Annotated in this window: 24 protein-coding genes; 10 read left to right on the forward strand and 14 right to left on the reverse strand. The window is 72.6% G+C overall.

Annotated elements, in window-relative coordinates:
• Window positions 1-2: 2 nt before the first annotated feature.
• Complete coding sequence (locus tag ACIBUY_RS05060) at window positions 3-1,703, reverse strand: ABC transporter substrate-binding protein (protein WP_399151837.1); 1,701 nt, start codon at window positions 1,701-1,703, stop codon at window positions 3-5.
• Window positions 1,704-1,937: 234 nt separating this feature from the next.
• Here ACIBUY_RS05060 and ACIBUY_RS05065 point away from each other — a divergent pair, with 234 nt between their 5' ends.
• From ACIBUY_RS05065 to ACIBUY_RS05075, 3 genes are all read left to right on the forward strand, one after another.
• The gene (locus ACIBUY_RS05065) at window positions 1,938-2,960 is read left to right on the forward strand and encodes a LacI family DNA-binding transcriptional regulator (protein WP_399151838.1); all 1,023 of its coding nucleotides are present in this window, start codon (window positions 1,938-1,940) and stop codon (window positions 2,958-2,960) included.
• A gap of 175 nt (window positions 2,961-3,135) precedes the next feature.
• Window positions 3,136-5,079: a cellulase family glycosylhydrolase gene (locus tag ACIBUY_RS05070; protein ID WP_399151839.1), complete on the forward strand. Its 1,944-nt coding sequence runs from the start codon at window positions 3,136-3,138 to the stop codon at window positions 5,077-5,079.
• A gap of 72 nt (window positions 5,080-5,151) precedes the next feature.
• Window positions 5,152-6,159: a Gfo/Idh/MocA family oxidoreductase gene (locus ACIBUY_RS05075; protein ID WP_365567735.1), complete on the forward strand. Its 1,008-nt coding sequence runs from the start codon at window positions 5,152-5,154 to the stop codon at window positions 6,157-6,159.
• A gap of 75 nt (window positions 6,160-6,234) precedes the next feature.
• Here ACIBUY_RS05075 and ACIBUY_RS05080 read toward each other — a convergent pair whose 3' ends face one another.
• The 4 genes from ACIBUY_RS05080 to ACIBUY_RS05095 form a co-directional block, all read right to left on the reverse strand.
• Window positions 6,235-7,425, reverse strand: a complete 1,191-nt coding sequence (locus ACIBUY_RS05080; RefSeq protein ID WP_365567732.1) for a cytochrome P450 — start codon at window positions 7,423-7,425, stop codon at window positions 6,235-6,237.
• A gap of 7 nt (window positions 7,426-7,432) precedes the next feature.
• The gene (locus ACIBUY_RS05085) at window positions 7,433-8,674 is read right to left on the reverse strand and encodes an ROK family protein (protein WP_365567729.1); all 1,242 of its coding nucleotides are present in this window, start codon (window positions 8,672-8,674) and stop codon (window positions 7,433-7,435) included.
• 86 nt (window positions 8,675-8,760) lie between these two features.
• Entirely contained in the window at window positions 8,761-9,429 is a 669-nt protein-coding gene (locus ACIBUY_RS05090) for a response regulator transcription factor (protein WP_365567726.1), read from the reverse strand.
• Window positions 9,430-9,473: 44 nt separating this feature from the next.
• Complete coding sequence (locus ACIBUY_RS05095) at window positions 9,474-10,745, reverse strand: histidine kinase (protein WP_399151840.1); 1,272 nt, start codon at window positions 10,743-10,745, stop codon at window positions 9,474-9,476.
• A gap of 179 nt (window positions 10,746-10,924) precedes the next feature.
• Here ACIBUY_RS05095 and ACIBUY_RS05100 point away from each other — a divergent pair, with 179 nt between their 5' ends.
• A complete protein-coding gene (locus ACIBUY_RS05100) occupies window positions 10,925-11,143 on the forward strand; it encodes a hypothetical protein (protein WP_365567720.1) in 219 nt (72 codons plus the stop codon).
• A 254-nt stretch (window positions 11,144-11,397) separates the two neighbouring features.
• On the opposite strand, the gene ACIBUY_RS05105 is transcribed toward ACIBUY_RS05100, so the two are convergent.
• The 3 genes from ACIBUY_RS05105 to ACIBUY_RS05115 all read right to left on the reverse strand — a co-directional run bounded on the left by ACIBUY_RS05105 (window position 11,398) and on the right by ACIBUY_RS05115 (window position 13,493).
• Window positions 11,398-11,823: a ribonuclease gene (locus ACIBUY_RS05105; protein WP_399151841.1), complete on the reverse strand. Its 426-nt coding sequence runs from the start codon at window positions 11,821-11,823 to the stop codon at window positions 11,398-11,400.
• A gap of 63 nt (window positions 11,824-11,886) precedes the next feature.
• On the reverse strand, window positions 11,887-12,792 hold the full coding sequence (locus ACIBUY_RS05110) for a DMT family transporter (protein WP_399151842.1): 906 nt from the start codon (window positions 12,790-12,792) through the stop codon (window positions 11,887-11,889).
• A gap of 92 nt (window positions 12,793-12,884) precedes the next feature.
• Entirely contained in the window at window positions 12,885-13,493 is a 609-nt protein-coding gene (locus tag ACIBUY_RS05115) for a dihydrofolate reductase family protein (protein WP_399151843.1), read from the reverse strand.
• A 159-nt stretch (window positions 13,494-13,652) separates the two neighbouring features.
• On the opposite strand from ACIBUY_RS05115, the gene ACIBUY_RS05120 reads away from it, so the two are divergent.
• Complete coding sequence (locus ACIBUY_RS05120) at window positions 13,653-14,384, forward strand: SDR family oxidoreductase (RefSeq protein WP_365580491.1); 732 nt, start codon at window positions 13,653-13,655, stop codon at window positions 14,382-14,384.
• 89 nt (window positions 14,385-14,473) lie between these two features.
• On the opposite strand, the gene alc is transcribed toward ACIBUY_RS05120, so the two are convergent.
• Window positions 14,474-15,598 (reverse strand): allantoicase, encoded by a 1,125-nt coding sequence (alc, locus tag ACIBUY_RS05125; protein WP_399151844.1) that lies wholly within the window; start codon window positions 15,596-15,598, stop codon window positions 14,474-14,476.
• A gap of 5 nt (window positions 15,599-15,603) precedes the next feature.
• Entirely contained in the window at window positions 15,604-16,950 is a 1,347-nt protein-coding gene (allB, locus tag ACIBUY_RS05130; protein WP_365580486.1) for an allantoinase AllB, read from the reverse strand.
• Window positions 16,951-17,177: 227 nt separating this feature from the next.
• Here allB and ACIBUY_RS05135 point away from each other — a divergent pair, with 227 nt between their 5' ends.
• Window positions 17,178-17,987 carry an IclR family transcriptional regulator gene (locus tag ACIBUY_RS05135; protein WP_365580484.1) on the forward strand — a complete coding sequence of 270 codons (810 nt, stop codon included), beginning with the start codon at window positions 17,178-17,180 and terminating at the stop codon, window positions 17,985-17,987.
• 115 nt (window positions 17,988-18,102) lie between these two features.
• Here ACIBUY_RS05135 and ACIBUY_RS05140 read toward each other — a convergent pair whose 3' ends face one another.
• Together ACIBUY_RS05140 and ACIBUY_RS05145 are read right to left on the reverse strand one after the other, a co-directional pair.
• The gene (locus tag ACIBUY_RS05140; protein ID WP_399151845.1) at window positions 18,103-18,786 is read right to left on the reverse strand and encodes an ABC transporter ATP-binding protein; all 684 of its coding nucleotides are present in this window, start codon (window positions 18,784-18,786) and stop codon (window positions 18,103-18,105) included.
• Window positions 18,783-19,862 carry an ABC transporter permease gene (locus tag ACIBUY_RS05145; protein WP_399151846.1) on the reverse strand — a complete coding sequence of 360 codons (1,080 nt, stop codon included), beginning with the start codon at window positions 19,860-19,862 and terminating at the stop codon, window positions 18,783-18,785. Before ACIBUY_RS05145 ends, ACIBUY_RS05140 begins: the two co-directional genes overlap by 4 nt.
• 135 nt (window positions 19,863-19,997) lie before the next feature.
• On the opposite strand from ACIBUY_RS05145, the gene ACIBUY_RS05150 reads away from it, so the two are divergent.
• A complete protein-coding gene (locus tag ACIBUY_RS05150; protein ID WP_365580475.1) occupies window positions 19,998-21,182 on the forward strand; it encodes a sensor histidine kinase in 1,185 nt (394 codons plus the stop codon).
• Window positions 21,179-21,805 (forward strand): response regulator transcription factor, encoded by a 627-nt coding sequence (locus tag ACIBUY_RS05155; protein WP_365580473.1) that lies wholly within the window; start codon window positions 21,179-21,181, stop codon window positions 21,803-21,805. The genes ACIBUY_RS05150 and ACIBUY_RS05155 overlap by 4 nt, the downstream gene beginning before the upstream one ends.
• A 4-nt stretch (window positions 21,806-21,809) precedes the next feature.
• Here ACIBUY_RS05155 and ACIBUY_RS05160 read toward each other — a convergent pair whose 3' ends face one another.
• A complete protein-coding gene (locus ACIBUY_RS05160; protein ID WP_399151847.1) occupies window positions 21,810-22,307 on the reverse strand; it encodes a universal stress protein in 498 nt (165 codons plus the stop codon).
• A 100-nt stretch (window positions 22,308-22,407) separates the two neighbouring features.
• On the opposite strand from ACIBUY_RS05160, the gene ACIBUY_RS05165 reads away from it, so the two are divergent.
• The gene (locus ACIBUY_RS05165) at window positions 22,408-23,865 is read left to right on the forward strand and encodes a PLP-dependent aminotransferase family protein (protein ID WP_365580468.1); all 1,458 of its coding nucleotides are present in this window, start codon (window positions 22,408-22,410) and stop codon (window positions 23,863-23,865) included.
• A 19-nt stretch (window positions 23,866-23,884) separates the two neighbouring features.
• On the opposite strand, the gene ACIBUY_RS05170 is transcribed toward ACIBUY_RS05165, so the two are convergent.
• Window positions 23,885-24,181, reverse strand: a complete 297-nt coding sequence (locus ACIBUY_RS05170; RefSeq protein WP_365580778.1) for a DUF5955 family protein — start codon at window positions 24,179-24,181, stop codon at window positions 23,885-23,887.
• Window positions 24,182-24,390: 209 nt separating this feature from the next.
• Here ACIBUY_RS05170 and ACIBUY_RS05175 point away from each other — a divergent pair, with 209 nt between their 5' ends.
• Window positions 24,391-25,014, forward strand: coding sequence for an NTP transferase domain-containing protein (locus ACIBUY_RS05175; protein WP_399151848.1), 624 nt, complete (start codon window positions 24,391-24,393; stop codon window positions 25,012-25,014).
• Window positions 25,015-25,199: the final 185 nt, after the last annotated feature.

Below are 25,199 nucleotides of genomic sequence, written 5' to 3' on the forward strand. Positions count from 1 at the left end.
CCCTACTTGGCCTTCGCCGGTTTGATGCGGGCGGCGACCCAGCCGCCGTCGGGGTCGAGCCAGATCGCCGGGCCCGCGTACAGGTCGTCGTGGGTGGGGTAGCCGGTGACGTGGTTGCCGTTGAACTCGATCTCGTTCTGCTGCTCGAAGAGCGGGATCAGGGGCATCTCGCGGATGAACTCCCGCTGGATCGTGGCGTAGTGGGGTTTCTGCCGCGCGAGGTCGGTGGTGGCGGCGATCGCGGCGAGGGCCCGGTCGACGGTCGGGTTCTTGTAGCGGCCGAAGTTGCCGACGTTGGTGGTCTCGCCGATGGGCGGGGCGATGGCGCTGTTGAGGAGCTGGTCGTAGTAGGCGCGCGGGTCGGGCGTGTAGCCGTAGTTGCTCAGCAGGAGTTCGAAGCGGCCGGTGGCCTGGGCGCTGGTGAACTGGGCGACGGAGACGGCCTTGATCTCCAGGCCGATGCCGACCTTCTTCAGCTGCTGCTTGGCCATCTGCGCGACGCTGACGTAGTCGGTGTAGCCGGAGACCAGGGTGAGGGACAGGCTCAGCTTCTTGCCGTCCTTGGCCCAGTCGCTCCCGCTCTTCGCGTAGCCGGCCGCCCGCAAGTACTTGGCGACGGCGGCCTCGCCCGTCTCGAACTTGGCGTCCTTCAGGGAGGGTTCGAGTACGTTCTGGAAGTTGGGGAGGAGCAGGGCCATGGGGTTGGTCGCGGGTGCGTAGCCCCCGTACACGGACTTGCTCATGAAGTCGCGGTCGAGGGCGGCGCTGATCGCCTTGCGGACGTTGACGTCCGCGGTGACCCCCTTGGCGGCGCACGGCACCAGGAACGCCACCGACATCGGTACGTTGACCAGGTCGAACTCGGGGTCCTTGGCCAGGTAGTTCTTCTTGATGTCGGGGATGAAGCCGCCCGCCCAGTCGATCTTCCCCTTGGCGACGGAGGCCAGGAAGGCGTTGTTGCCGCTGAAGGAGACGTAGCGGATCGTCTTGAAGTGCGGCAGGCCGGGGACGTAGTAGTCGTCGCGGGCGGTCAGTTCCATCGTGGTGCCCTTGACGAACTTGACCTTCCAGGGGCCGGTGGCCACCGGGTTCGCGTTGATGTCCGTCTTCTTCTTCGCGTCCGGGATCACCGACCAGATGTGCTTGGGCAGCATCTTGGACTTGCCGAGGAGGAAGTACTCCTTCGTGTACGCGGACTCGGTGAAGGTCAGCACCAGCGTGTGGTCGTCGGGCGTCGTGATGGTGTCGAGCGGATACGCGTACTGGTTCAACTCCTTGTTGTCCTTGGCTATTTGGAAGGTGTACGCGGCGTCGGCGGCGGTGAACGGCTTGCCGTCGCTCCACTTCACACCCTTGCGCAGGGTGACCGTGAGCTTCTTGCCGCCGTCGGCCCACCGGTAGTCGGTGCCGAGCCAGTCGTGCACCTCGCCCGCCTTGGCCGCGTTGAAGTGGAACAGCGGCTCGTAGAGCAGGCCGTGGGTCGGATGCAGGGGCTGTGGGGCGAACGGGTTGAAGTTGCGCACCAGTTGACCCTGCGTGGCGTTGACGACGAGGGTGCCGCCGGGCGCGCCCGAGCCGCTGTCGGCACCGCCACAGGCGGCGGCGAGCGGTCCGGCGAGGACGAGTCCTGCGGCGGAGGCGAGAACGGTGCGGCGGCTGGGGTGCGCGGGCTCGGGCGGCCCAAGCGGCGTGATCGATGACATCGCGGGTCCCTTGCTCTGGCTGTGAGACTGCTCCGACAGGTCTGGCCAAGGGCGCCGAAAGCGGTGGTCCGCACACCGTCGGCGCCGTGAAAGTAAACGCGTGCGAAAGTGACTGTCAATGCGCTTGCATGACTCTCACCGGTATTCAACTGAACCGGATTAGCAAGGGACTTCATCGAATACTGTCGAACGGGCAGGCCACCTCGCACGTGCCCCGAACGGAAGGGAATCCGAGTGAAACGACCCACCATGGCGGACATCGCGCGCCGCGCGGGCGTCACCAAGGCCGCCGTGTCGTTCGCGCTCAACGACCGGCCGGGCGTCTCGGCGCCCACCCGGCGACGCATCCTGGCGATAGCCGAGGAGCTGGGCTGGCAGCCCAACAGCGCGGCGCGGGCGCTGTCCGACGGCAGGGCGGGCGCGTTCGGCCTGGTGATCGACCGGCCCGCGCGCACGCTCGGCCTCGAGCCGTTCTTCATGCAGCTGGTCTCGGGCATTCAGGACGAACTCATCACGGACGCCACGCCGTTGGTGTTCACGATGGCCGAGGACCAGGCGGCGGAGATCGCGCTCTACCGGTCCTGGTGGGCGCGGCGGCGGGTGGACGGCGTATTCCTGGTGGACCTCAGGACGGACGACGCGCGCGTCGCCGTTCTGGAGGAGCTCGGCATGCCGGGTGTGGTGATCGGGGCGCCCGTCGGCACGGGGCGGCTGCCCGCGGTGTGGAGCGACGACGGGGTGGCGGTGCGCACCGTGGTGGACCATCTGGCCGGGCTCGGGCACCGGCGGATCGCGCGGGTCAGCGGCCCTTCGGCGCTGCGGCACACCATGATCAGGACCGAGGCGTTCAGCGCGCATGTACGGGAGTTGGGCCTTCAGGGGCGGATCGTCGAGGCCGACTACAGCGGGGAGCGGGGCGCCGCCGCGACGCGCGAACTGCTGGCCGCGGGGGCGGGCGAGCGGCCCACGGCGATCCTGTACGACAACGACGTGATGGCGGTGTCGGGCCTGACCGCCGCACAGGCGCTCGGGGTGCGGGTGCCGGCGGATCTGTCGGTGGTCGCGTGGGACGACTCGGCACTGTGCGAGCTGGTGAATCCCCCGCTGACGGCGTTGAGCCGGGACATCGCGGCGTACGGGGCGCATGCGGCGCGGCGGCTGCGCGAGGCGGCAGGCGGGCGCGAGGTCGGCGACCTGCAGGATCCGGCGCCGCGCCTCACGGTGCGCGGCAGCGTGGGCCCCGCCTCCACTTCATAAACCGGTTTACCGATCAGCGGATGCGGCGCGACCGATCAACAGCCGTGTCCGCACGCGGTATTGACGCTAAACCGGTACAGCGGTTCACTCTACGGCAGTACGCGGCAGGCCTGTCCGCACCGGGCCGCGCTTTTCGTCATCGCTCATGTCACCCATTTTCAGGGAGAGTTCGCCGATGCCGCGTCCCGCTGCCCGGATGTCCCGTGACGGCCGCCCGATCACCTGGCTCGGAGCCAATTTCTGGTCCCGCTCCGGGGGTCCGCTGATGTGGCGCTCGTACGATGCCGGGCTCGTCGCCGACGAGCTGCGCGTGCTGCGCGACCACGGCCTGAACATGACCCGCTCGTTCTTCTACTGGCCGGACTTCATGCCCGAACCCGACCGGATCGACGAGGAGTTGTGCGCGCACTACGCCGACTTCCTCGACCGGCACCAGGAGCTCGGCATGACCACCGTGCCGACGTTCCTCGTGGGCCACATGTCCGGCGAGAACTGGGATCCGGCCTGGCGCGGCGGTCGCGATCTGTACGGCGACGTGTGGCTTGTGGCACGGCAGGCGTGGTTCGTGCGCGAGATGACGCGGCGCTTCAAGGACCATCCGGCGGTGACCGGCTGGCTGATCTCCAACGAGATGCCGATCTACGGCGCGCCGGGCGCATCACGTGACGTGGTGGACTCCTGGGCGCAGTTGGTGGTCGACGCCGTGCGGGCCGGTGGGGGGACGCAGCCGGTGTCGCTCGGCGACGGCGCCTGGGGCATCGAGAACTCGGGGCACGACAACGGCTTTCGGGTCGCCGACTCCGCCCGGCTGTGCGACTGGCTGGGCCCGCACGTGTACCGCATGGAGAACGACCCGGTCCGCCAGCATTACGCGGCGGCCTGGGTGTGCGAGCTGACGTCGACCTTCGACAGGCCGGTGGTACTCGAGGAGTTCGGGCTGACGTCGGCGTTCGCCTCGGGCGAGCACGCGGCGGCGTACTACCGCCAGGCCCTGCACAACAGCCTGCTCGCCGGGGCGACCGGCTGGATCGCCTGGAACAACTCGGACTACGACACGCCGGTGCTGCGCGAGCAGGACCCGTACCGGCACCACGCCTTCGAGATGTACTTCGGACTGACGGACAGCACGGGCAGGCCCAAGCCGCAGCTCGGTGAACTCCACGCCTTCTCAAGGGTGTTGGAGGAGGTGGAGTGGGAGCGGTGTGCGCGGGCCGACACGGACACTGCGCTCGTCGTGTCCTCGTACCTGGACACGCCGTACCCGTTCACCCGGGACGAGGACCGGTCGTACGTGCAGGAGACCGGGCGGCAGGCCTGGATCGCGGGACGGCTCGCGGACGCGCCCGCGGCCGTGGTGCGCGAGAGCGACGGGGAACTGCCCGCGGGGTACCGGCTGTATCTGGTGCCGTCCGTCAAGCAGTTGCTGTCCCCGACCTGGTACCGCCTGGAGGAGCTGGCACGCGGCGGGGCGACCGTGTACGTGTCGTACTCGCCCGGCGCCCACGAGGAGCAGCGCGGCCCGTGGTGGGCACGTCTGGACGAACTCTTCGGCGTGCGGCACGAGTTGGCATACGGGCTCGTCGAACCGATCGAGGACGACGAGGTGACCTTCGTCCTCCAGCGGGACTTCGGGAGCCTGGGCGCGGGGACCCGGCTCGGCTTCCGGGCGGCCGGGACCGCGGACAGCCGCTGCTTCCTGCCGGTGCGGGTCGCCGCGGGGGCCGAGGCCGTCGCCGTGGACGGGCACGGGCGGCCCGCCCTGGTGGAGCGGCGGGTCGGGGCGGGGCGGATGGTGCTGTGCACGTACCCCCTGGAGCACATGGCCGCCGTGACCCCGCGGGTCAACCCGGAGGCCACGAGCCGGATCTACGACGCCCTCGCGGTCACCGCCGGGGTGCGCAGGCCGGTGACGGTGGCGGACCCGCGGGTCGCGGTGGACCTCGTCGACCACGCCGCCGGGCACCGCTGGGTGTGGCTCGTCAGCCAGTGCGCCCAGGAGCTGCCGGTGAAGCCCGTGGTGGCGGCGGGGTGGCGGCTGACGTCGCGGGACGGCGAGCCCGTGCAGGCGGTGACCCTCGCGCCGTACGGGGTGGAGGTGCTGCGGCTCGACGCGGAGTAGGCGGTGCGGGCGCCCGGGTGTTTGTCAGGACAAAGGATTGACAGCACTTGGGCGGGACGGCACGTTGGGTCCATGCGCATCGGACTCATCGGAACGGGCCGGATCGGAACCTTTCACGCGAGCGCGCTGCAGCGCCACCCGGAGGTCGACGCGCTGGTCGTCGCCGACGCCGAGCCCGCACGGGCCACCGCGCTCGCCGACCGCGTCGGGGCGACGGCCGTGCCCGGCGTCGACGCGCTCTTCGCCCGGGGCGTGGACGCGCTGGTCGTCACGGCGGCCACCGCCGCGCACGCCGAACTGATCGGGCGGGCGGCGCGGGCCGGGCTCCCGGTGTTCTGCGAGAAGCCCATCGCGCTGGACCTGCCGGGCACGCTGGCCGCGCTGCGGGAGGTCGAGGCGGCGGGCACGGTCCTCCAGCTCGGGTTCCAGCGGCGCTTCGACGCGGGGTACGCGGCCGCGCGCGAGGCGGTGCGGGCGGGGCGACTCGGGCGGCTGCACACCGTGCGGGCCATGACGTCCGACCCGGCGCCGCCGCCGGCCGCGTATCTGCCGCTGTCGGGCGGGCTCTACCGGGACTGTCTGGTGCACGACTTCGACGCCGTGCGGTGGGTGACCGGGCGGGAGGTCGTCGAGGTGTACGCGGCCGGGGCCGATGCGGGGCCCGCGATGTTCCGCGACGCGCAGGACGTGGACACGGCCGCGGTGGTGCTGACCCTGGACGACGGGGTGCTGGTGACGGCCACGGCGACGCGGTGCAACGGGGCCGGGTACGACGTGCGGATGGAGCTTTCCGGGGAGCGGGACACGGTCGTCGTGGGCCTGGACGAGCGGACTCCGGTTGCCTCTGCGGAGCCGGGTGGGCCGCCGGCTCCTGCTAAGCCGTGGCCCGGGTTCTTGGAGCGGTTCGCCCCGGCGTACGAGGAGGAGTTGGGGGCGTTCGTGGATGTGGTGCGGGGGGTTCGGTCCAATCCGTGTGACGGGTGGGAGGCGCTGGCCGCGTTGCGGGTTGCCGAGGCGTGTGAGGTCTCTCGGGCTGAACGGAGGGTGGTGCGGGTGGCCGAGGTGGACGGGGTCGGATGACCCCGGTCCGTCGTGGCGCCTCGGCGCCGCAGGGGCTGCTCCTGGAGGTCGTACACGGTCACCGGTCGTACGCGGTCACCAGCGGACCCGCAGGGTACGGACCCCGCGCATCAGCATCCCCGGCAGCCAGGTGTCGGGCTCGCCGTCCAGGGCCAGGTCGGGGCAGCGCTCCAGGAGGGAGCGGATCGCGGTGCGGCCCTCGATGCGGGCCAGCGGGGCGCCCAGGCAGTAGTGGATGCCGTGGCCGAACGCCATGTGCCCGCGGGCGTCGCGGCGGATGTCGAAGTCGTCGGCGGCCGCGAAGCGCTCCGGGTCGCGGCCCGCGGAGCCGATGCCGATGAGGACGGGGGCGCCCGTCGGGATCACGGCGCCGTCGATCTCGACCGGCTCCGCCGCGAAGCGGTGCGTGGCCGTCTCGACCGGGCCGTCGTAGCGGAGCATCTCCTCCACGGCGCCGTCCAGGAGCGTCATGTCGGCGCGCAGGGCGGCGAGTTGGCCGGGGTGGGCCAGGAGCGCGCGCACTCCGTTCCCGATCAGATTCACCGTGGTCTCGTGGCCCGCGATGAGCAGCAGGAAGGCCATGCCGCGCAGTTCCCCCGGGGACAGCCGGTCGCCGTCGTCCGCCGTCGTCCTGATCAGCGCGCTCAGCAGGTCGTCCGCCGGTGCGGTGCAGCGCTTGTCCTCGATCAACTCGTCGAGGAACGCCGCAAGTTCGACGTAGACATCCGCCTCTTCGTCGGCGCTCGTCGGGGCGACCACCTGGGTCGACATGCGGCGGAAGCGGTCGCGGTCGATGTCGGGGACGCCGAGCAGCTCGCAGATGACGACGAGGGGGAGCGGGAACGCCAACGCCCCGACGAGGTCGGCCGCGCCGCGCGGGACCATGTCGTCGAGCAGTTCGTCGGTGATCTTCTGGATGCGCGGGGCGAGCTCCGCCACGCGGCGCGGGGTGAACTCCCGGGTGACCAGCGAGCGCAGCCTGCCGTGCTCGGGCGGGTCCGCGAAGAGCAGGTGGCGGCCGATGAGCGCGTCCTCGAATCCCCAGGGCGGCGACTTGACCAGGCGCGGGTCCGTGAACGCGGCGCGGGCCGCCTCGTGTCCGACGATCAGCCAGAGCTCCTCGCTCGGCCCGGGGCCCGGTGTGCGGACGTGGTGCACGGGGCCGCGCCTGCGCAGGGCCTCGTACACCGGGTAGGGGTTCGCGTAGAACGCCCCTGCGTCGCCCGCGAATTCACCGAGATCGACCGTCTCGCTCACCTCTGCCATGCCCCTTCTAACTCGCCCCGCTCACGATCCGTTCCCGGCGCGCCCCGCCCGTCTCCAGGAACCGCGCGAGGGGCAGGGTCGCCGCGCCGACGGTGACCGCGTCCGGGCCGAGGCGGCCGAGTTCGACGGTGGTCTGCGCGAACGGGTGGCGCAGCGCGTACGCGGCGGCGGCGCGGCGCACCGGTTCGATGAGCCGGGGGCCGAGCAGCAGGCCCGCCCAGCCGCCGAGCACGATCCGCTCCGGGTTGAAGAGGTTGACGAGGTCGGCGATGCCCGCGCCGAGGAACTCGGCCGTCTCCTCCAACAGGCCGGTGGTGGAGGGGTCGTCGAGGAGTTCGGCGAGGGCGCCCTCCTCGTCCGGGGCGCTCCAGGTGCCGCCCGACTCCCGCCACCGTTCGAGCAGCGCCTCGGCACCCACGTACGCCTCGAGGCAGCCGCGCGCCCCGCAGCGGCACGGCCGGCCGCCGACCTGGAGGACGGTGTGACCCCACTCCCCCGCGCTGGACGCCGAGCCCTGGTACGGCACGCCGTCGGCGATGACGCAGGCGCCGACGCCGGACCCGATGAGGGTGATGACGGCGTTGCGGGCGCCGCGGCCCGCGCCGAACCACATCTCGGCGCGGCCGAGCGTCTTGGCCCCGTTGTCGACGAACAGCGGGATCTGGGGCGGGAGTTCACCCGGGGCGCGCAGCATCGCCTCCAGCGGGACGGCCTCCCAGCCGATGGTCTGGCCGTGCACGACGGCGCCGGACGGGCCCGAGGCGTCGACGATGCCGGGGACGCCGATGCCGACGCCGATCAGGGACGCGGGCGCCACGCCGGCCTCGGCGAGGACCCGGGTGAGACCGGCGGCGATGAGGTGGACCACGGCGTCGGCGTCGTAGGTGCCGTCGGGGGTCGCCTCGGGCAACGGGGCGTCCATGCGCGCCAGTTCGCTCAGCGACAGGTCGAACAGCTCGACGCGGACCCGGGTCTCGCCCACGTCCACGCCGACGACGTGCCCGCTGCCGGGTGCGACGCGCAGCAGGGTGCGCGGGCGGCCGCCGTCGGAGTCGACGAGGCCGGCCTCCTCCACCGTGCCCTCGGCGACCAGTTCGGAGACGACGTTGCTGATGGAGCCGGAGCTGAGTCCGGTGAGGGGCCCCAACTCCTGTCTGCTGAGCGGTCCGTCGAAGTAGAGCTTGCTCAGTACGGTGGCCCGGTTCCCCTGGCGCAGATCGCGCACCGTCCGCCGGCGTGGTCCTGCCATCCCTCGCTCCGCCCCTTGGTCCAACGCTTAGATCACGGTGTGAACTTACCCCGAGTCCGGGTGTCCGCCCGGCCTGCCGTTCTTTCTCACGCCTGCTCGTCGAGCAGGCCCGCGTCGTGGACGAGCAGCGCGATCTGTACGCGGTTGTTGAGGTCGAGCTTGGTCATGATGCGCGAGACGTGCGTCTTGACGGTGGCGACGCTCATGTAGAGGGTCGCGGCGATGTCCGCGTTGGACTTGCCGCGGCCGACCTCGACGGCGACGTCCCGCTCGCGCTCGGCCAGGGCGTCCAGGCGGCGCCGGGCGCCCGCGGTGCGTACGTCGCGCTCGGAGGCGGCGGCGTGTGTCATCAGCTGGCGGGTCACGGCCGGGGAGAGCACCGGGTCACCGGCGGCGACGCTGCGCACGGCGCCGAGGATCTCGGTGGGGGTGGCGTCCTTGAGCACGAATCCGGCGGCGCCCGCGCGCAGCGCCCTCAGGACCTGCTCGTCGGCGTGGAACGTGGTGAGGACGACGACCTGCGGGGCGTCCGCCCGTGCGCGCAGGTGCTCGGTGGCGGTGAGGCCGTCCATGTTCGGCATGCGGATGTCCATGAGGACGACGTCGGGCCGGGCGGTGCCGGCCAGCGCGAGGGCCTGCTCGCCGTCGGCGGCCTGCCCGACGATGTCGACGTCGTCGGCCCCGCCCAGCATGAAGGTCAGGCCCGAGCGGACCAGGGGGTCGTCGTCGACGAGCAGCAGACGGATCACGTTCATGGGCCCCACCGTAGTCAAGGCGCCTGCGTCGTCGTGCGGTCCGGTCACCCCTGCCACGGCAGCCAGGCCCGCACCGTGAAGCCGCCCTCCGCGCGCGGCCCGTGCTCGAGGCTGCCGCCCGCGAGGGTGGCCCGCTCCGTGAGGCCGATCAGGCCCTGCCCCGAGCCGGGGACGTGCGGGACCTCGCCGGGCGGCGCCGGGTTGCTGACCGTGACGGTGAGCCCCTCGCCCGGGGCGCCGCCGATCTCCACCGCGACCTCGGCGCCGGGGGCGTGCTTGCGGGCGTTGGTCAGGCCCTCCTGGGCGATGCGGTACGCGGTGCGGCCCGTCGAGGCGGGGACGGCCTCGGGGTCGGTGACCCGGTTGTCGAGGCTGACCTTCATGCCGGCCTCGCGGGACTCGGCGATCAGGGTGTCGAGCGCGACCAGCGTCGGCTGCGGGCGCCCCGACTCCTCGCCGTGGTCCGCGGCGCGCAGGACGCCGATGATCTCGCGCAGGTCCTGCAGCGCCTCGTGGGCGCTCTCCCGGATGACGCCCGCGGCCCGGGCGATCTCGGCCTGGGGCGCGTCGGGCCGGAACTCCAGGGCGCCCGCGTGCACGCTCAGCAGGGTGAGGCGGTGGGCGAGGACGTCGTGCATCTCGCGGGCGATGGCCTCGCGGGCCAGGCGCTGGGCCTGCTCGGCGCGGAGCGCGGCCTCGGTCTCGGCGCGCCGGGCACGCTCGCGCAGCGCCATCAGGAGCTGGCGCCGGGAGCGGACGAACATGCCCCAGCCGACGCAGGTGACCGCGATGATCACGGTGAAGCCGACGGACACCGCGTACGGCGTGCTCGGGTCGGGCCGGATGACGAAGTACAGGGGGACCAGCGCGATGGAGGCGCCGGCCACCCAGGCGACGTAGCGGAAGGGCCGGTGGACGGCCAGCGTGAAGATCGAGATGGCGACCGCGCCGCCCGCGCTGTCGGACAGCAGGCTGATCGGCACCATCACGAGGGCGAGCCCGAGCGGCCAGCGGCGGCGCAGCCACAGCGCGGCGCAGGCCAGGACGCCGATGAGCTGGTCGAGGACCGCGACGTCGTGCGAGATGTGCTCGTTCTGGTCGAGCTGGTCGGCGGCGACCATGCCGACGCACACGGCGATGAGGAAGCAGCTGAAGTCGACGATCCAGTCCCGCGCCGTACGCCGTCTGCGGCCCGGGCGGCCCTCGGAGTCCAGGTCGAGCTCGTCGGCGACGGCCGACGGCAGCAGCCAGCGGCGCCACCGCAGCGGCGGCTCGGCCGCCTGCTCGTGGGTTCCGGTCTGCTGCGATGCGTCCATGGTCGACAAATCTACGCACCACGGGTGCCCGGCACCGCCCCGTGCGGCCGGGAGGAGACCAAAGTCGGGCGCGCGTCGACTTTGGTCGCGCGCTCGGTGCCCGCACTGCGACTTGTGGCGCACGCGCCTCGCCCCGCGGCCGATGTGGGTGGGGGGTCCGCGGGGCGAGGGTGCTGTCCATGAACAAGAACGAACTGCGGAAGATCCTCGAGGTCGTCGGCGGGCTCGCCCTGCTCCAGGGCGCGGTCGGCCTGGTCCACGAGTTCACCGGCTGGCTCGGCTGGGGCCTGATCTCGCACCTCGGCTTCCTCGACGGCCGCGAGGTGTACGGGTCCATCGCGCTGATCGTGCTCGCGATCGCCCTGTTCGCGGCCGCCGAGAGCCAGAAGAAGGCCTAGGGCGTGTCTTCAAACTCCCTCCCCCGGCCGAAGGCTGGGGGAGTGCCGGGTGCCGACCCTCGTACTGGATGTACTTGGGTCTGCGCCCGGTGCGGCGAAGGGGGCACCTCCCTGCTCGAGGTTGTTCGAGAGCTTGGGGGCGCGTGCCAGGCGTCGTGAGGCTGGGGGCACCTCCCAGCGTTAGCTGGGGGCACCTCCCAGCGTTAGCTGGGGGAGGGAGTTTGAAGACACGCCCTAGCTCGGGGTCACCGGGTTCAGCAGGAGTAGTCGACCAGGTCGAACGACGCGTAGTGGTCGGGCGTGTAGTAGTCCTCCACGTGGTCGGCCTGGGTGCCGCCCGTGATGATGCGGCGCGTGCCGCGGGTGCTGGAGCCGGGCGTCTTCACGGTGAACTCGTGGTAGTAGCCGGACGACTTGGCGGGCAGCAGGCCCTCGCGGTTCTGGAAGACCGTGCCGTCCTGCGAGTACGGGTAGGGGCCCCCGGTGGCGATGAGGTCCAGGGTGTCGTGCGCCTGCGAGGGCAGGTCGGAGTAGCAGATGTCGCCGACCGCGGCGGCGGCGAACGTGGAGGCGGACGCGGCCGGCGTGGGGGCGGCCGTGGCGGTGACGGTGGCGGAGCCGCCGATGAAGAGAGCGGCGGCGAGGGCAGCGGCGCTGAGGAAGCGTGGGGGTGTCTTCATGCCCATCATTGACGCGCGTAGAGCTACCCGCGTCAATCCCAACTACCGCTTGTTTTCCGGGAGTTAACTTGTGCTGCGCCGTCCCCAGCCGGTTCCGGCCAGCACCAGAACCGCACCCAACACCCCCATCGCGCCCAGCCGTTCACCACCCAGCGCAATCCCGGCCGCGGCCGCCCAAAGCGGCTCGGTGCCCAGCAGCAGGCTGACGCGGGAGGGCGAGGAGCGGCGTACCGCCCACATCTGGACGAAGAACGCGAACAGGGTGCAGAAGACGGACAGGAACAACAGCCCTGCCCAGTCGGCCGGTTCGAAGGCGGCGGCCGCGTCCCACGGCGTCGCACCGCTGCCGGGGACGGCGCAGAGCAGGGCGAACACGACGACGGCGGAGCCGAGTTGGACGGTCGTCAGGGGCAGCGCGTCGGCGCCCCTGACGGACTTCAGCCGGGCCATCACGAGGACGTGCACGGTGCGGGCGAGCGCCGCGAGGAGCATGAGCAAGTCGCCGGCCGAGGGTGTCGTGAAACCGCCGCCCTGGGTGAGCAGCACGACGCCGAGCACGGAGGTGGCGGCCGCGCCCAGGAACGCGCGGGACGGCCGGGTCCGGGTGACGGCTGCCTCGGCGAGCGGCGTGAAGATCATCGTGAGGCTGATGATGAGGCCCGCGTTGGTCGCCGAGGTGTGCACGACGCCGTACGTCTCGAGCAGGAAGATCCCGCTGAGGATCAGGCCGAGCGTGCCCGCACCGCGCCACTGGGCGGGCGTCAGCGTCCGCAGGGCCCGCCACCCCGCCCCGGCGAGGACGGGCAGCACGATCCCGAACCGCAGGACGAGGACGGCGAGCACGGTGGACCGGGTGGTGACGCCCTTGGCGGCGAGGTAGCTGGCGCCCCACACGACGGCCACCGCGAGCAGCGGGACGTCGGTGAGCCAGGCGCGGGGTCGGGGCGCGGGCAGGGCGAGCGCGCTCAAGTGCGGGCCTCCGGGAATCTGTTGCTGCTGTGGAGACGTCGGCGGCTCGCACGGGAACGATCACCGTACCGGCGGCCCGGCCCGCAGCGCCATCAAAAAGTGCCGTATGCGGGGCGCCCGTCGAGGTCGTAGGAGCTGATGACGACGCCCTTGCCGGTGACGCGGGTCGCCGTGTTCCGGAAGGCGGTGGGCACCGCGCCCTCCTCGAAGAGCCGGCGGCCCGCGCCGAGGACCACCGGGAACGTCATCAGGTGCACGGTGTCGATCAGGTCGTGCCGCAGCAGGAACCGGGCGAGTGCCCCGCTGCCGTGGATCTGCAGCTCACCGCCCGGCTGCTCCTTGAGCGCGGTGACGTCCTTGACGAGGTCGTCGCCGCCGATGACCCGGGTGCCCGCCCAGTCGGCGCTCGTGAGGGTGCGGCTCGCGACGTACTTCGGCAGGGAGTTGAGGGGGCCCGCGACCGGGTCGGCCGGGTCGGTGCGCTTCGGCCAGTACCCGGCGAAGATGTCGTACGTGCGCCTGCCGAGCAGGAACGCCTCGACGCGCGAGAAGTTCTCGACGACGAACGCGCCGAAGTCGTCGTCGTCGAACGGGAAGGTCCAGCCGCCCTGCGTGAAGTTCCCCGTGGGGTCCTCCTCCGGGCCGCCGGGCGCCTGGTAGACGCCGTCGAGGCTGACGAATTCGGTGAGGGTGAGTTTCATGGCGATCCCCTTCAGGGGTGCGAGGACGGTCGTACCCCTTCTGACCCGCCCCGGGGCCCGAACTCATCGCTCGCATCTCGGTGTCCGTTTGCCGCCAGCCTTCCCTGCCGTACGCGGCTGTACTTGAAGCAACAACAACAGCTGAGCGCGGGAGAGAACATGAACAGCAAGGTGGCTCTGGTGACCGGTGGCAGCCGTGGGATGGGGGCCGCGACGGCGCTGCGGCTCGCGGCGGACGGCTTCGACGTGGCGGTCACCTACGTGCAGGGCAAGGAGGCCGCCGAGGACGTGGTGCGCCGGATCGAGGCGCTTGGACGGCGCGGGCTCGCGGTGCGGGCCGACTCGGCGGACGCGGGCGAGGCGGCCGAGGCGGTGGCCCTGACCGCGGACCGGCTCGGCCGGCTCGACGTGCTGGTCAACAACGTCGGCGTGGGCGTCCTCGGCCCGCTGGACGGCCTTGGCCTGGCGGACGTGGACCGCGTGCTCGCGGTGAACGTGCGCGGCGTCTTCCTGGCCTCGCAGGCCGCGGCCGGGATCATGGGCGAGGGCGGCCGGATCGTCACGATCGGCACCTGTATGGCCAAGCACGTACCGGGCCCCGGCGGCACGCTGTACGCGATGAGCAAGTCGGCCCTGATCGGCCTGACGAAGGCGCTCGCCAGGGAGCTGGGCGGGCGCGGCATCACGGCGAACATCGTCCACCCGGGTCCGATCGACACGGACATGAACCCGGCGGACGGCCCGTTCGCCGCCGGGCAGGCGGAGATGACGGCGCTCGGCCGGTTCGGCACGGCGGACGAAGTCGCGGGCACGGTGGCCTACTTGGCGGGTCCCGCGGCGACGTACGTCACGGGCGCGGAGCTCGCGGTGGACGGCGGGCACGCGGCCTGACGGGACCTGACGGGAACAGGATGCGGGGCACACCGGTGCTGTCAGGCCGGTGTGCCCCGCAGGTCTGTGCGGCTCCTTGCGGCTCGGGCCTACTCGCCCGACTCCGCGTGGCGCGCGGCCAGTTGGGCGGTGCCCTGGTCGGTCAGGGAGCCGAACAGGCGCAGGCGCGAGATGCCGCCGTCGGGGAAGATGTCGATGCGGGCGTGGGTGCCGACCGCCGGGGTGTCGAGCACGAAGCGGTGGTTCGTGTCGGGCTGCAGGCGGGTGCGGGGCAGGACCTCGACCCACTCGCCGTCGGCCCCGTCCTTCACGGAGACCGATGCCCACCCGGCGCTGTTGCCCTTGAGGTACGCCGTGTCGATCTCCAGGGCGCGGATCTGCGACTGGGCGACCAGCTGGTAGCGGATCCAGTCGTTGCCGTTGTCGCGGCGGCGCCGGGTCTCCCAGCCGTCGTCCATCTTGCGGGAGTAGCCCGGCTGGATGGTGTTCGAGGCGGGCGAGTAGAAGAGGTTCGAGGCGTCCTCGGCGCGGCCGCCGTTGGCCAGGGCGACGACGTCGAAGGTGCCGAGCGTGGCGAGCCACTTCGGGTCCGGGACGACCTCGCCGTAGACGCGCAGGCGGGCGATGCCGCCGTCGGGGTGCTGGTTGACGCGCAGGTGCGTGAAGCGCTGCTCGACGTCGACGGCGAAGCCGTTCGCCGCGTGGCCGCCAACTGCCGTACGGGGTACGAGAGTCGTCCACTTCACGTCGTCGGCGAGCAGCTCCTCCGGGGTGGGCGCGCCCGCGACGGACGTGGCCTCCACCGAGACGGCCTGCGGGTAGTTGCCGCGGAAGTGCGCGGTGTCGACGACGATGCCGCGGACGACGCCGGGGGCGCCGAGGCGGACGAGCGCCCAGTCGTGGTCCTCGGCGGTGGGCCACGGGTGGTCGGCGCCGGTGCCGCGGCGACGGCGGGTCTCCCAGCCGTCCATGATCTTGCCCTTGTGTCCGAAGTGCTCCGGGTCGAACTCGGCGCGCTCGGGGACGAGCAGGTTCTCGCGCTGGGCGAAGAACTCGTCGTTGGCGGCGATCACCCCGGCGCCGAGGGCGCGCGCGGCGAGGTCGACGTACTGCGTGAACGGGAAGTCCGCGGTGCGGTAGTCGGCGTACGGGTCGCCGCCGCCGTAGGGGCTGGCGTCACCGGTGAAGCTGGGTATCGCGGAGTTCGCGGACATGGTGGTTACTTGTTCCTCTCGAGAAGCTTGCCCCGGGGGGCGGTGAACTCGCCGTCGGCGACGATGCGTTCGCCGCGCAGCCAGGTCGACTTGACGACGCCGTGCAGCGTCTTGCCCGCGTACGCCGTGACGCGGTTGCGGTGCTGGAGCTCGGCCGGGTCGACCGTGAACGTCTCCTCGGGGGCGAGGACGGCGAAGTCCGCGTCGCGGCCGACGGCGATGGCGCCCTTGCGGTCGTCGAGACCGACCAGCGCGGACGTCCGCTCGGACATCCAACGGACCACGTCCTCAAGGGAGTAGCCCCGCGCGCGAGCCGCGGTCCAGATGGCCGACAGGCTCAGCTGGAGACCGGAGATGCCGCCCCACGCGGTGGCGAAGTCGTCGGTCTTCAGGTCGGCCGTCGACGGCGAGTGGTCGGTGACGATGCAGTCGATGGTGCCGTCGGCGAGCGCCTGCCACAGCAGGTCCTGGTTGGCGGCCTCGCGGATCGGCGGGCAGCACTTGAACTCGCTCGCCCCGTCCGGGACTTCCTCGGCGGTGAGCGTGAGGTAGTGCGGACAGGTCTCGACGGTCAGCCGGACGCCCTCGGCCTTGGCGGCGGCGATCAGCGGCAGCGCGTCGGACGACGACAGGTGCAGGACGTGGACGCGGGCGCCGATGCGCTTGGCGGTGTCGATGAGGCCCTTGATCGCGACGTCCTCGGAGACCCGGGGGCGGGTGGCGAGGTAGTCGTCGTACTTCGGGCCGCTGTTGTGGGGCGCCACGTCGAGCTCGTGCGGGTCCTCGGCGTGCACGATGAGCAGGCCGCCGAACCCGGCGATCTCCGCCATGGACGCGGTGAGCTGGTCACCGTCGAGGTGCGGGAACTCGTCCACGCCGGACGGCGAAAGGAAGCACTTGAAGCCGAAGACGCCGGCGTCGTGCAGCGGGCGCAGGTCCTTGACGTTGTCCGGCAGGGCGCCGCCCCAGAAGCCGACGTCGATGTGCGCCTTGCTGGCCGCGACGTCCTTCTTCGTACGAAGATTGTCGACGGTGGTGGTCGGCGGGAGGGAGTTGAGCGGCATGTCGACGAGCGTCGTGATGCCGCCGGCCGCGGCGGCGCGGGTGGCGGTCCAGAAGCCCTCCCACTCGGTGCGCCCCGGGTCGTTCACGTGGACGTGCGTGTCCACGATGCCGGGCAGCAGCGCGTGGTCGCCGAAGTCCTCGAGCCGGGCGCCCGCCGGCACCTCCGCGTCGTGCGCGAGCACCGCGACGATCTCCCCCGCGGCTACGGCGACCGACGCGGGCCGCGTACCTTCGGGGGTGATGACGCGGGTCGAGCGCAGCACCAGTTCGACTTCGACGTCCGACACCCTGGACCTCCGTACGTGAGTTACGACGTTCAGCTTCAACGTTCTGTTGAAGGAGTTTTCACTTGCGTTCGCGAACCGTCAAGGCTCTGGACGTTTCCACAAAGTGAAATTACAATTCCGGTAGGCAGAACGTAGCTACCGACGAACTTCCAGGTCAAGGGATCACCGGTCGAGAATGCGCCAGTAAGCTGCCTCTTCGCCTGCCCGTCCTTGAAAGGAACGCGCCCGTGCCGACGTCCAGCGCCAGCACCTCTGCCCCTGAGGGTGCCGCCAAGTCCGCTTCCAGCGGCGGTGTCCAGTCCCTCGAGCGCGCCTTCGACCTCCTCGAGCGGATGGCCGACGCCGGCGGTGAGGTGGGCCTGAGCGAACTCTCCGCGAGCAGCGGCCTGCCCCTGCCGACCATCCACCGCCTGATGCGCACGCTGGTCGCCTGCGGTTACGTACGCCAGCAGCCGAACCGCCGCTACGCGCTCGGCCCGCGCCTGATCCGCCTCGGCGAATCGGCGTCCCGGCTGCTCGGGACGTGGGCGCGGCCGTACCTGGCCCGGCTCGTCGAGGAGACCGGCGAGACGGCGAACATGGCGCTGCTCGACGGGGACGAGATCGTGTACGTCGCCCAGGTGCCGTCCAAGCACTCGATGCGGATGTTCACCGAGGTCGGCCGTCGCGTCCTGCCGCACTCGACCGGTGTGGGCAAGGCGCTGCTCGCGCACACGCCCGCCGACGAGGTGCGGGCGCTGCTCGCGCGGACCGGGATGCCCGCGGCGACGGAGAAGACGCTCACGACGCCGGACGGATTCCTCGACGCGCTCGAAGAGGTGCGGCGGCTCGGCTACGCCGTCGACGACAACGAGCAGGAGATCGGGGTGCGCTGCCTCGCGGTGTCCGTCCCGGACTCCCCCACGGCCGCGGCCATCTCCATCTCGGGCCCGGCGGGCCGGGTCACCGAGGCGGCGACGGACAAGATCGTGCCTGTGCTCCAGCAGGTTGCCCGTGAGTTGTCAGAGGCCCTGGCGAGTTCTGGGGCTGGGTCTTAGCGGGTATCGACCTGCCTGGTTCGGTGCGTAGCCGACTGCGGCACGGTGGGGCTTCTCGCGCAGTTCCCCGCGCCCCTGAAGCATGCGGCTGCGCCGCTGCTTCAGGGGCGCGGGGCTACGGCGAGACCGCGGCCCCCGTCAGACGCCCGTCCACCATCTCCACCACCTGGTCCGCGACCCCGAGATGTCCCGGGTCATGCGTGACCAGCACCGTAGCCGTCCCCCTCTCCCGCGTCAGCCGCGCCAGCAACTCCAGTACGGCAGCCCCCCGTTCATGATCGAGCGCGCTGGTGGGCTCGTCGACGAGGAGCACCCTGGGTGCGTTCATCAGGGCCCGCGCGATGTTGATCCGCTGGCGCTGGCCGCCGGAGAGCTGATGCGGCCGGCGGTGCGCCTGGTCGGCCAGGCCCACCGCGGACAGCAACTCCCGTGCCGCGTCCCGGACGTCACGCGGGCGGCGGCCGTCCAGGTGGGCCATCAGCTGGAGCTGCTCGAGGGCCGTGAGCGACGGCAGCAGGTTCGGCTGCTGGAAGACGATGCCGAGGGTGCGCCGGCGCAGCTCGGCCGCGTCGGCCCTGCGCAGCCCCGTGGCCTCGGTCCCGTCGATCACCACGCGGCCGCTGTCCGGGGTGACCAGGGTCGCCGCGACGGCGAGCAGGCTGGACTTGCCGGACCCCGACGGTCCGACGACGGCGGTCAGACCGCCCGCGGGGACGTCGAGGTCCACCCGGTCCAGGGCGGTGAGCCGCCCGTCACCGTCCGGGTAGGTGAGCGTGATGTCGTCGAGCAGCAGGGTCATCGCGCGCTCCCGAGGGCGGTGAGGGGGTCGACGGAGGTGATCCGCCGGATGGACAGGGCGGCGCCCACGACGCCGAGGACGGTCATCACGACGGCCGGGCCGATGGTGGTCAGCGGCTCCATCACGAACGGCACGCTGTCCGGCACGAACGCCCCGATGAGCGCGGCGAGCCCGGTGCCGATCGCGGTGCCGCCGAGCAGCATGACGACGGCCTGGCCGAGCGCGTCCCGCAGCAGATAGGGCGTCGAGGAGCCGAGGGCCTTGAGCACGGCGATGTCGGCGCTGCGCTGGATCGTCCAGACCGTGAAGAACGCGCCGATGACCATCGCCGAGATGACGAAGAGGAAGCCGCGCATCAGCTGCAGCGACCCGTTCTCGGCCTGGTAGGACCCTATGGCCTGCAGGGCGCCGTCGACGGTCGTGGTGTCGGTGCCCGCCGCCTTGTCCGCGGCGCTCGGATCGGCGCCGGGGCCGGTCCTCAGCGCGACGACCGTGGCCCGCTCGCCGTTGCCGGACGCGGGGCTCGGGGCGAGGGACTGCCAGTCGCCGAGGTCGACCCAGACGACGGGGGTGTGGCTGTAGGAGGCGTCGCCGGAGACCGCGGTGACGGTGAGCGTCCGGCCGCCGAGGGTGATCCTGTCGCCCGGGGCGGCGCCCAGTTCCTTGGCCGCCTTGTGCGACAGGACGGCGGTGCCGGGTGCGGTGGCGTCGGGCGCGAGCCCGGAGTCCGGCTGCACGCCGAACGCGGACACGGCCGCCGTCTGCTCGCCCGCGTCGGCGTTGACCGTGCTGATGCCGATCGGCTGGGCGCTCTCGATGCCCGGCTGCGCGGCGAGCTCCCGCCACTGGTCCCGGGTGACCGTCGAGGCGGTGAACGACACCGACTGGCCGTCGGCGGGCCGGCCGAACGCAATGTGGTCGGCGGGCAGCCCGGTCAGGGCCGACGTGTTGTCCCGGGCGAGCCCGGCCGTCAGCCCCGACAGCAGACCCACCAGCAGCGTGATCAGTACGATCACGCTCCCCATCAGGGCGAACCTGCCCTTGGCGAACCGAAGATCTCTCCATGCGACGAACATGCTCCCCACCCTGCGGCCAGGGCCCCCGCCCGGGCATCGCGCCACGGCACGCTTCACCCGAATCGAAGGAGGGAGGGCGACGTCAAACTTTCGGTTGACCGACGGCGGCGTTCCACTTCGTACGCTGGGAGGACCATGGATCCTCGCTCCCTCACCCCCGCGCTGCGCGCCCTGCGTCTGTGCCTGCATCTCCTGATGGCCGGGCTGCTCGCGCTCGTCGTCGTGCGCGCGCTCGGCGGGCGGTCGCAGGAACCGGTCGGGGCCGTGGTGACCGTGGCCGTGGCGCTGGGAGCGGTGTACGCGGCGGGCCCGGTGATCCCCTCGGTGCGGGGCACGCGCGCGGGGGCCGTCTGCTGGCTCGGCGCGCTGGGGGCGGTGTGGGCGGTGCTGCTCGTGCTGTCGCCCGACGCGCTGTGGCTGGCCTTCCCGCTGTACTTCCTGCTGCTGCACCTGCTGCCCCCGCGCTGGGGCGTCCCGGCGGTCGCGGCCGCCGCGGGCGCGGCCATCGCCTCGTACGTCGGACACGGCGGGCCGGTCAACCCGGGCGCGTTCATAGGGCCGCTGCTCGGCGCGGCCGTGGCCGTCGCGACGGTGCTCGGCTATCAGGCGCTGTACCGGGAGAGCGAGCGCAGACGGCGGCTCATCGAGGAGCTGATCGCGACCCGGGCCGAGCTCGCCGACGCCGAGCGCAGCGCGGGCACCCTGGCCGAGCGCGAGCGGCTCGCCCGGGAGATCCACGACACGCTCGCGCAGGGCCTGTCGTCGATCCAGCTGCTGCTGCGTGCCGCCCAGCGCGAGCTGCCCGCCGGCTCGCCCTCCGCCGGGCACATCGAGCAGGCCCGCGCGACGGCGCAGGACAATCTCGCCGAGGCCCGCCGCTTCGTGCGCGCCCTCACCCCGCCCGACCTGGCGAACGGCTCGCTGGCCGGCGCCCTGGAGCGGCTGTGCGCCACGGCCCCGGGACCGGCCGCCCGCTTCACCGCGAGCGGCACCCCGCTCGCCCTCCCCACCCCGTACGAGGTGGCGCTGCTGCGGATCGCCCAGTCGGCGCTCGGCAACACGGTGCGGCACGCGCAGGCGTCCCGCGCGGAGATCACCCTCAGCTTCATGGAGACCTCGGTGGCCCTGGACGTGGTGGACGACGGCGACGGCTTCGACCCGGAGCGCGCGGTGTCGGGCGACGGCGGGTTCGGGCTGCCCGCGATGCGCGCGCGGGTGCGCGATCTCGGCGGGACGTTCACCGTCGAGTCGGCGCCCGGCCAGGGCACGGCGGTCGCGGTCACACTGCCGCTGCCCCTGCCCGAGGGGACGGACGCGTGATCCGGCTGCTGCTCGCCGACGACCATCCCGTCGTACGCGCCGGGCTGCGCGCGGTCCTCGACGCCGAGCCCGACTTCGAGATCGTCGCGGAGGCCGCCACGGCGGAGCGGGCGGTGGAGCTGGCCGGTGGGGCGGACGTGGACGTCGTGCTGATGGACCTGCAGTTCGGTGCGGGGATGCACGGGGCGCGGGCCACCGCCGAGATCGCCGCTCTCGACGGTGGGCCGCGCGTGCTCGTCCTGACGACGTACGACACCGACGCGGACATCCTGGCGGCGGTCGAGGCGGGTGCCTCCGGCTATCTGCTGAAGGACGCGCCGCCGGAGGAGCTGGCGGCGGCCGTGCGCACCGCCGCCTCCGGCCGCTCGGCGCTGGCCCCCGCGATCGCGCTGCGCCTGATGGACCGGATGAGGGCTCCCGCGGAGGCCCTCAGCAAGCGCGAGCTCGAGGTGCTGCAGCTGGTGCGGGACGGCCTGTCGAACGCGGAGATCGCCCGCCAGCTCTTCCTCAGCCAGGCCACCGTCAAGTCCCATCTGGTGCACATCTACGCCAAGTTGGGCGTCGACTCGCGCACGTCGGCCGTGGCCAGGGCCACGCAGCGGGGTCTGCTGAGACCCCGCTGATCTCCTACGCACACACGAAGTCGCCCGGCGTCATCCGGCGCAGGGCGCGCAGCTCCGCCCGCCGCAGCGGACGCACCGGAACCGTCAGGACCGGGCACAGCGCGTGGCGTCGTACGAAACGGTGCACGGCCCCGCCGCGCCGCCCCGGACGACCGCCGATGACGACGAGGTCGGCGGGGTCCGTCGCCAGGGCGAGCAGTGCGGGTCCCGGGCGGGAGCGCTCGACGCGCAGTGTCACGTCAAGGCCGGGCGGCGTCGCGCCCAGCGTCTCCGCCACCGCCCGGGTCAGCTCGTCGCGCGCGACCGCCTGCCAGTGCCGGGCCCAGTCCGCATCGGGCCAACGCCGGTACGTGGCCTCCCCCTCGGGCGGCTCCCAGGCCCGTACGACCACCAGTTCCCCGGTGGTGGCGCGCTCGGCCGCCGAGCGCAGGGCGGCCCGGCTCGCCCGGGACCCGCTGACCCCGACGACCACCCGTCCACGCGCGCGCCCGTCCTCGTACATGTCCGCCCTCCCTCGTCCCACCCAGGCCACTTCCGCCCGGCCGTCGCCGAGTCTGTACGCTCATTGGCCTGGACAGCAGGGCCAATTTCAGGGATGTGGCATGGCAGGGGAATCGGTGGTCCGCAGCGTGGGCAGCAGGCGGCTCGCCGACCTGGTGACCGGGGTCACGGGTGCACGCCCGGGCTATCGCGCGCTCGCGCAGGGTGTGCGCACGCTGCTGCTCGACGGGCGGATCGCGCTGCACATGCGGCTGCCCGCCGAGCGGGAGTTCGCGGTGGCGCTCGGGGTCAGCCGGGCCACCGTCACCGCCGCGTACGACCTGCTCCGCGAGAGCGGGTACGCGCGCAGCAGGCGCGGCGCCGGGACGTGGACCGAACTGCCCGACGGCGTACGGCCGACGAGCGTGGCGACGCCCGCCGCCGACGACGGGGTGATCGACCTGGCGATCTCCGCGCCCGGCGCGCTGGCCGACGAGATCGCGGCCGCGTACGCCGCGGCGGCGCCCGACGTGGCCCGGCACGCGCTGACGCCCGGCTACCACCCGTACGGGCTGCAGGAGCTGCGGGCCGCGATCGCCGAGCGGTACACGCGGCGCGGCCTGCCCACGCTGCCGGACCAGATCCTGGTCACGTCGGGCGCCCAGCAGGCCGTGTCGCTCACCCTCACCCTGCTGGGCAGGCCGGGCGACCGGATCGTCGTGGAGAACCCGTCGTACGCCAACGCCCTTGCTGTCATTCGGCAGTTGGGGCTGCGTACGGCGCCGGTTCCGGTGACCGAGGACGGCTGGGAGGCGGAGCTGTTCGGGGCGACGCTGCGGCAGGCGGCGCCCCGGCTCGCGTACCTCATCCCGGACTTCCAGAACCCGACGGGCCGGCTGATGCCGGTCGAGCAGCGGCAGCGGATCATCGCCGAGGCCCGGGCCACCGGCACCTGGCTGGTCGTCGACGAGACGATCGCGGACATCGCGCTCGACGTGCCGACGCCGCCGCCGTTCGCCTCACTGGCCCCGCACGGCGGGGGCGAACAGATCGTCACCGTCGGCTCGTTGAGCAAGGGCCACTGGAGCGGGCTGCGGGTCGGCTGGGTGCGGGCGGGGACCCGGCTGATCACCGAGCTGACGATGCGCCGGGTGACCGCGGACATGTCGGGGTCCGTCCTCGACCAGCTGGTGGCGGGCCGGCTCCTCGACCGCGAGGAGGACATCCTGCGGCGCAGGCTGCCGATGCTGAAGGAGCAGCGGGACCGGCTCGCCGAGGCGCTGGTGCGTGAATTCCCCGACTGGCGTTGGCAGTTGCCGCCCGGTGGCCTGTCCCTGTGGATCGATCTGGGGCGTCCGATCGCCTCGGCGCTCGCCGGAGCGGCACTGCGGCACGGGGTGCGGATCGAGGGCGGGTCGCGGTTCGGCGCGGACCCCGGGACGTTCGAGCACCGGCTGCGCTGGCCGTACACGCAGCCGGTCGACGTCGCCGAGGAGGCGGTGCGGCGGGTCGCCGCGGCCGCGCGGGGCGGGCTCGGCGCGGCGGGCGAGGAGCCCGGGCGCCCGCACTGGGTGGCCTGAACCCCCGCCCTCTTCCCCTCTAGGGCGCGTCTGCGAACAGCTCCACGGCGCCGCGCACCTGCGTCAACGCGCCCGACAGCGCGCTCACCGATCCGATCGCGCCCGCGACCAGCAGCAGCGAGCGGCGCAGGCGGGGCACCTCGGGGCTGCCCGCGCTCGCCATCGCGTCGAGCGCCGCCAGCTCGTCCTCGGCGATGCCCCGGTCCGGGAACTCGGCCGGGTGGGCGGCGAGTTCGCGCCGCAGCCGGGACACGGCGGTGCGCAGTGCCGCCACCCGCGGGTCCTCGTCGGTGCCCGTCACAAGGCTCTGCTCCATGCTCCGCAACACGGCTCTCCCCCTCGCACGTCGTTGTGCGCCTGTCGTACGCCTTCGGTCGCAGACCCGTGTCAGGGTGGGTCGGCGGCGCCCAACTCGGGTTTGCGGGCGCCCAGTTAACGCCACGAGCCCCCTTTTGCGCCAGTCCGTTGCGTAAGGCAACTCAAGGTGCGCGGGCGCCGCCCGGGGTCGTGCGGTATGCAGGGGGCATGGCGATCACAGAGACGACCGGGGAGACGGACGGGACGGCCGAGGTGGCGGGGCTGCTGCTTGCCGCGGGCGGCGGGCGGCGCCTCGGCGGGCGCCCCAAGGCCCTGCTGCCGCATCGCGGGCGGCCGCTCGTGGAGCACGCGGTGCGGATGCTGCGCGAGGGCGGTTGCGACCGGGTGCACGTGGTACTCGGGGCGGCGTCCGACGGCGTACGCGAGCGGGCGGCGCTCGACGGGTGCGTGCTCGTGGACAACCCGGCATGGGAGGAGGGCATGGGCTCGTCGCTGCGCGCGGGACTCGAGTCCCTGGCCGGGACGAGCGCCGGCGCCGCCCTGGTCATGCTCGTCGACCAGCCGGGCATCGGCGCCGCCGCGATCACCCGCGTACGGGAGGCGTACCGCTCGCCCGCGTCCATGGTGGCGGCCGCGTACGGCGGGGAGCGCGGGCATCCGGTGCTGTTCGGGCGCGACCACTGGGCGGGGATCGCGTCGAGTGCGGACGGGGACCGCGGGGCACGCGCCTATCTGAAGGAACACGCGGGTGCGGTGGAACTGGTCGAGTGCGGCGACGTGGCGCAGGCGTACGACATCGACACGGAGGCCGATCTCCGCCACCTTGAGTGAAAGCCGTGGCACTGAGCGCCACGTTCTGTCGACCCAGAGAATCTCGACATCAACAAACCATTGAACTTCCACAATGAGGAAACTAGTATCCACTGATCAGAAGGGCCGGTCCCCCGCAGAGGGGCCAGCAGTCGTACCCAGGCGCGCCCGGCACTCCGTGCCGACGCCCGCGCCCGCTCGCTGAA

The sequence above is a fragment of the Streptomyces sp. NPDC050085 genome (assembly GCF_044460595.1).
GTDB lineage: Bacteria > Actinomycetota > Actinomycetes > Streptomycetales > Streptomycetaceae > Streptomyces.

Bases quoted from the DNA above. Each gene is read 5' to 3' on its own strand.
- alc (WP_399151844.1), bottom strand. From the start codon at position 15,598: ATGTCCGCGAACTCCGCGATACCCAGCTTCACCGGTGACGCCAGCCCC.
- ACIBUY_RS05095 (WP_399151840.1), bottom strand. From the start codon at position 10,745: ATGGACGCATCGCAGCAGACCGGAACCCACGAGCAGGCGGCCGAGCCG.
- ACIBUY_RS05170 (WP_365580778.1), bottom strand. From the start codon at position 24,181: ATGGAGCAGAGCCTTGTGACGGGCACCGACGAGGACCCGCGGGTGGCG.
- ACIBUY_RS05120 (WP_365580491.1), top strand. From the start codon at position 13,653: ATGAACAGCAAGGTGGCTCTGGTGACCGGTGGCAGCCGTGGGATGGGG.
- ACIBUY_RS05070 (WP_399151839.1), top strand. From the start codon at position 3,136: ATGCCGCGTCCCGCTGCCCGGATGTCCCGTGACGGCCGCCCGATCACC.
- ACIBUY_RS05140 (WP_399151845.1), bottom strand. From the start codon at position 18,786: ATGACCCTGCTGCTCGACGACATCACGCTCACCTACCCGGACGGTGAC.
- ACIBUY_RS05175 (WP_399151848.1), top strand. From the start codon at position 24,391: ATGGCGATCACAGAGACGACCGGGGAGACGGACGGGACGGCCGAGGTG.
- ACIBUY_RS05165 (WP_365580468.1), top strand. From the start codon at position 22,408: ATGGCAGGGGAATCGGTGGTCCGCAGCGTGGGCAGCAGGCGGCTCGCC.
- ACIBUY_RS05075 (WP_365567735.1), top strand. From the start codon at position 5,152: ATGCGCATCGGACTCATCGGAACGGGCCGGATCGGAACCTTTCACGCG.
- ACIBUY_RS05105 (WP_399151841.1), bottom strand. From the start codon at position 11,823: ATGAAGACACCCCCACGCTTCCTCAGCGCCGCTGCCCTCGCCGCCGCT.
- ACIBUY_RS05160 (WP_399151847.1), bottom strand. From the start codon at position 22,307: ATGTACGAGGACGGGCGCGCGCGTGGACGGGTGGTCGTCGGGGTCAGC.
- ACIBUY_RS05145 (WP_399151846.1), bottom strand. From the start codon at position 19,862: ATGTTCGTCGCATGGAGAGATCTTCGGTTCGCCAAGGGCAGGTTCGCC.
- ACIBUY_RS05080 (WP_365567732.1), bottom strand. From the start codon at position 7,425: ATGGCAGAGGTGAGCGAGACGGTCGATCTCGGTGAATTCGCGGGCGAC.
- ACIBUY_RS05060 (WP_399151837.1), bottom strand. From the start codon at position 1,703: ATGTCATCGATCACGCCGCTTGGGCCGCCCGAGCCCGCGCACCCCAGC.
- ACIBUY_RS05150 (WP_365580475.1), top strand. From the start codon at position 19,998: ATGGATCCTCGCTCCCTCACCCCCGCGCTGCGCGCCCTGCGTCTGTGC.
- ACIBUY_RS05085 (WP_365567729.1), bottom strand. From the start codon at position 8,674: ATGGCAGGACCACGCCGGCGGACGGTGCGCGATCTGCGCCAGGGGAAC.
- ACIBUY_RS05115 (WP_399151843.1), bottom strand. From the start codon at position 13,493: ATGAAACTCACCCTCACCGAATTCGTCAGCCTCGACGGCGTCTACCAG.
- ACIBUY_RS05090 (WP_365567726.1), bottom strand. From the start codon at position 9,429: ATGAACGTGATCCGTCTGCTGCTCGTCGACGACGACCCCCTGGTCCGC.
- ACIBUY_RS05100 (WP_365567720.1), top strand. From the start codon at position 10,925: ATGAACAAGAACGAACTGCGGAAGATCCTCGAGGTCGTCGGCGGGCTC.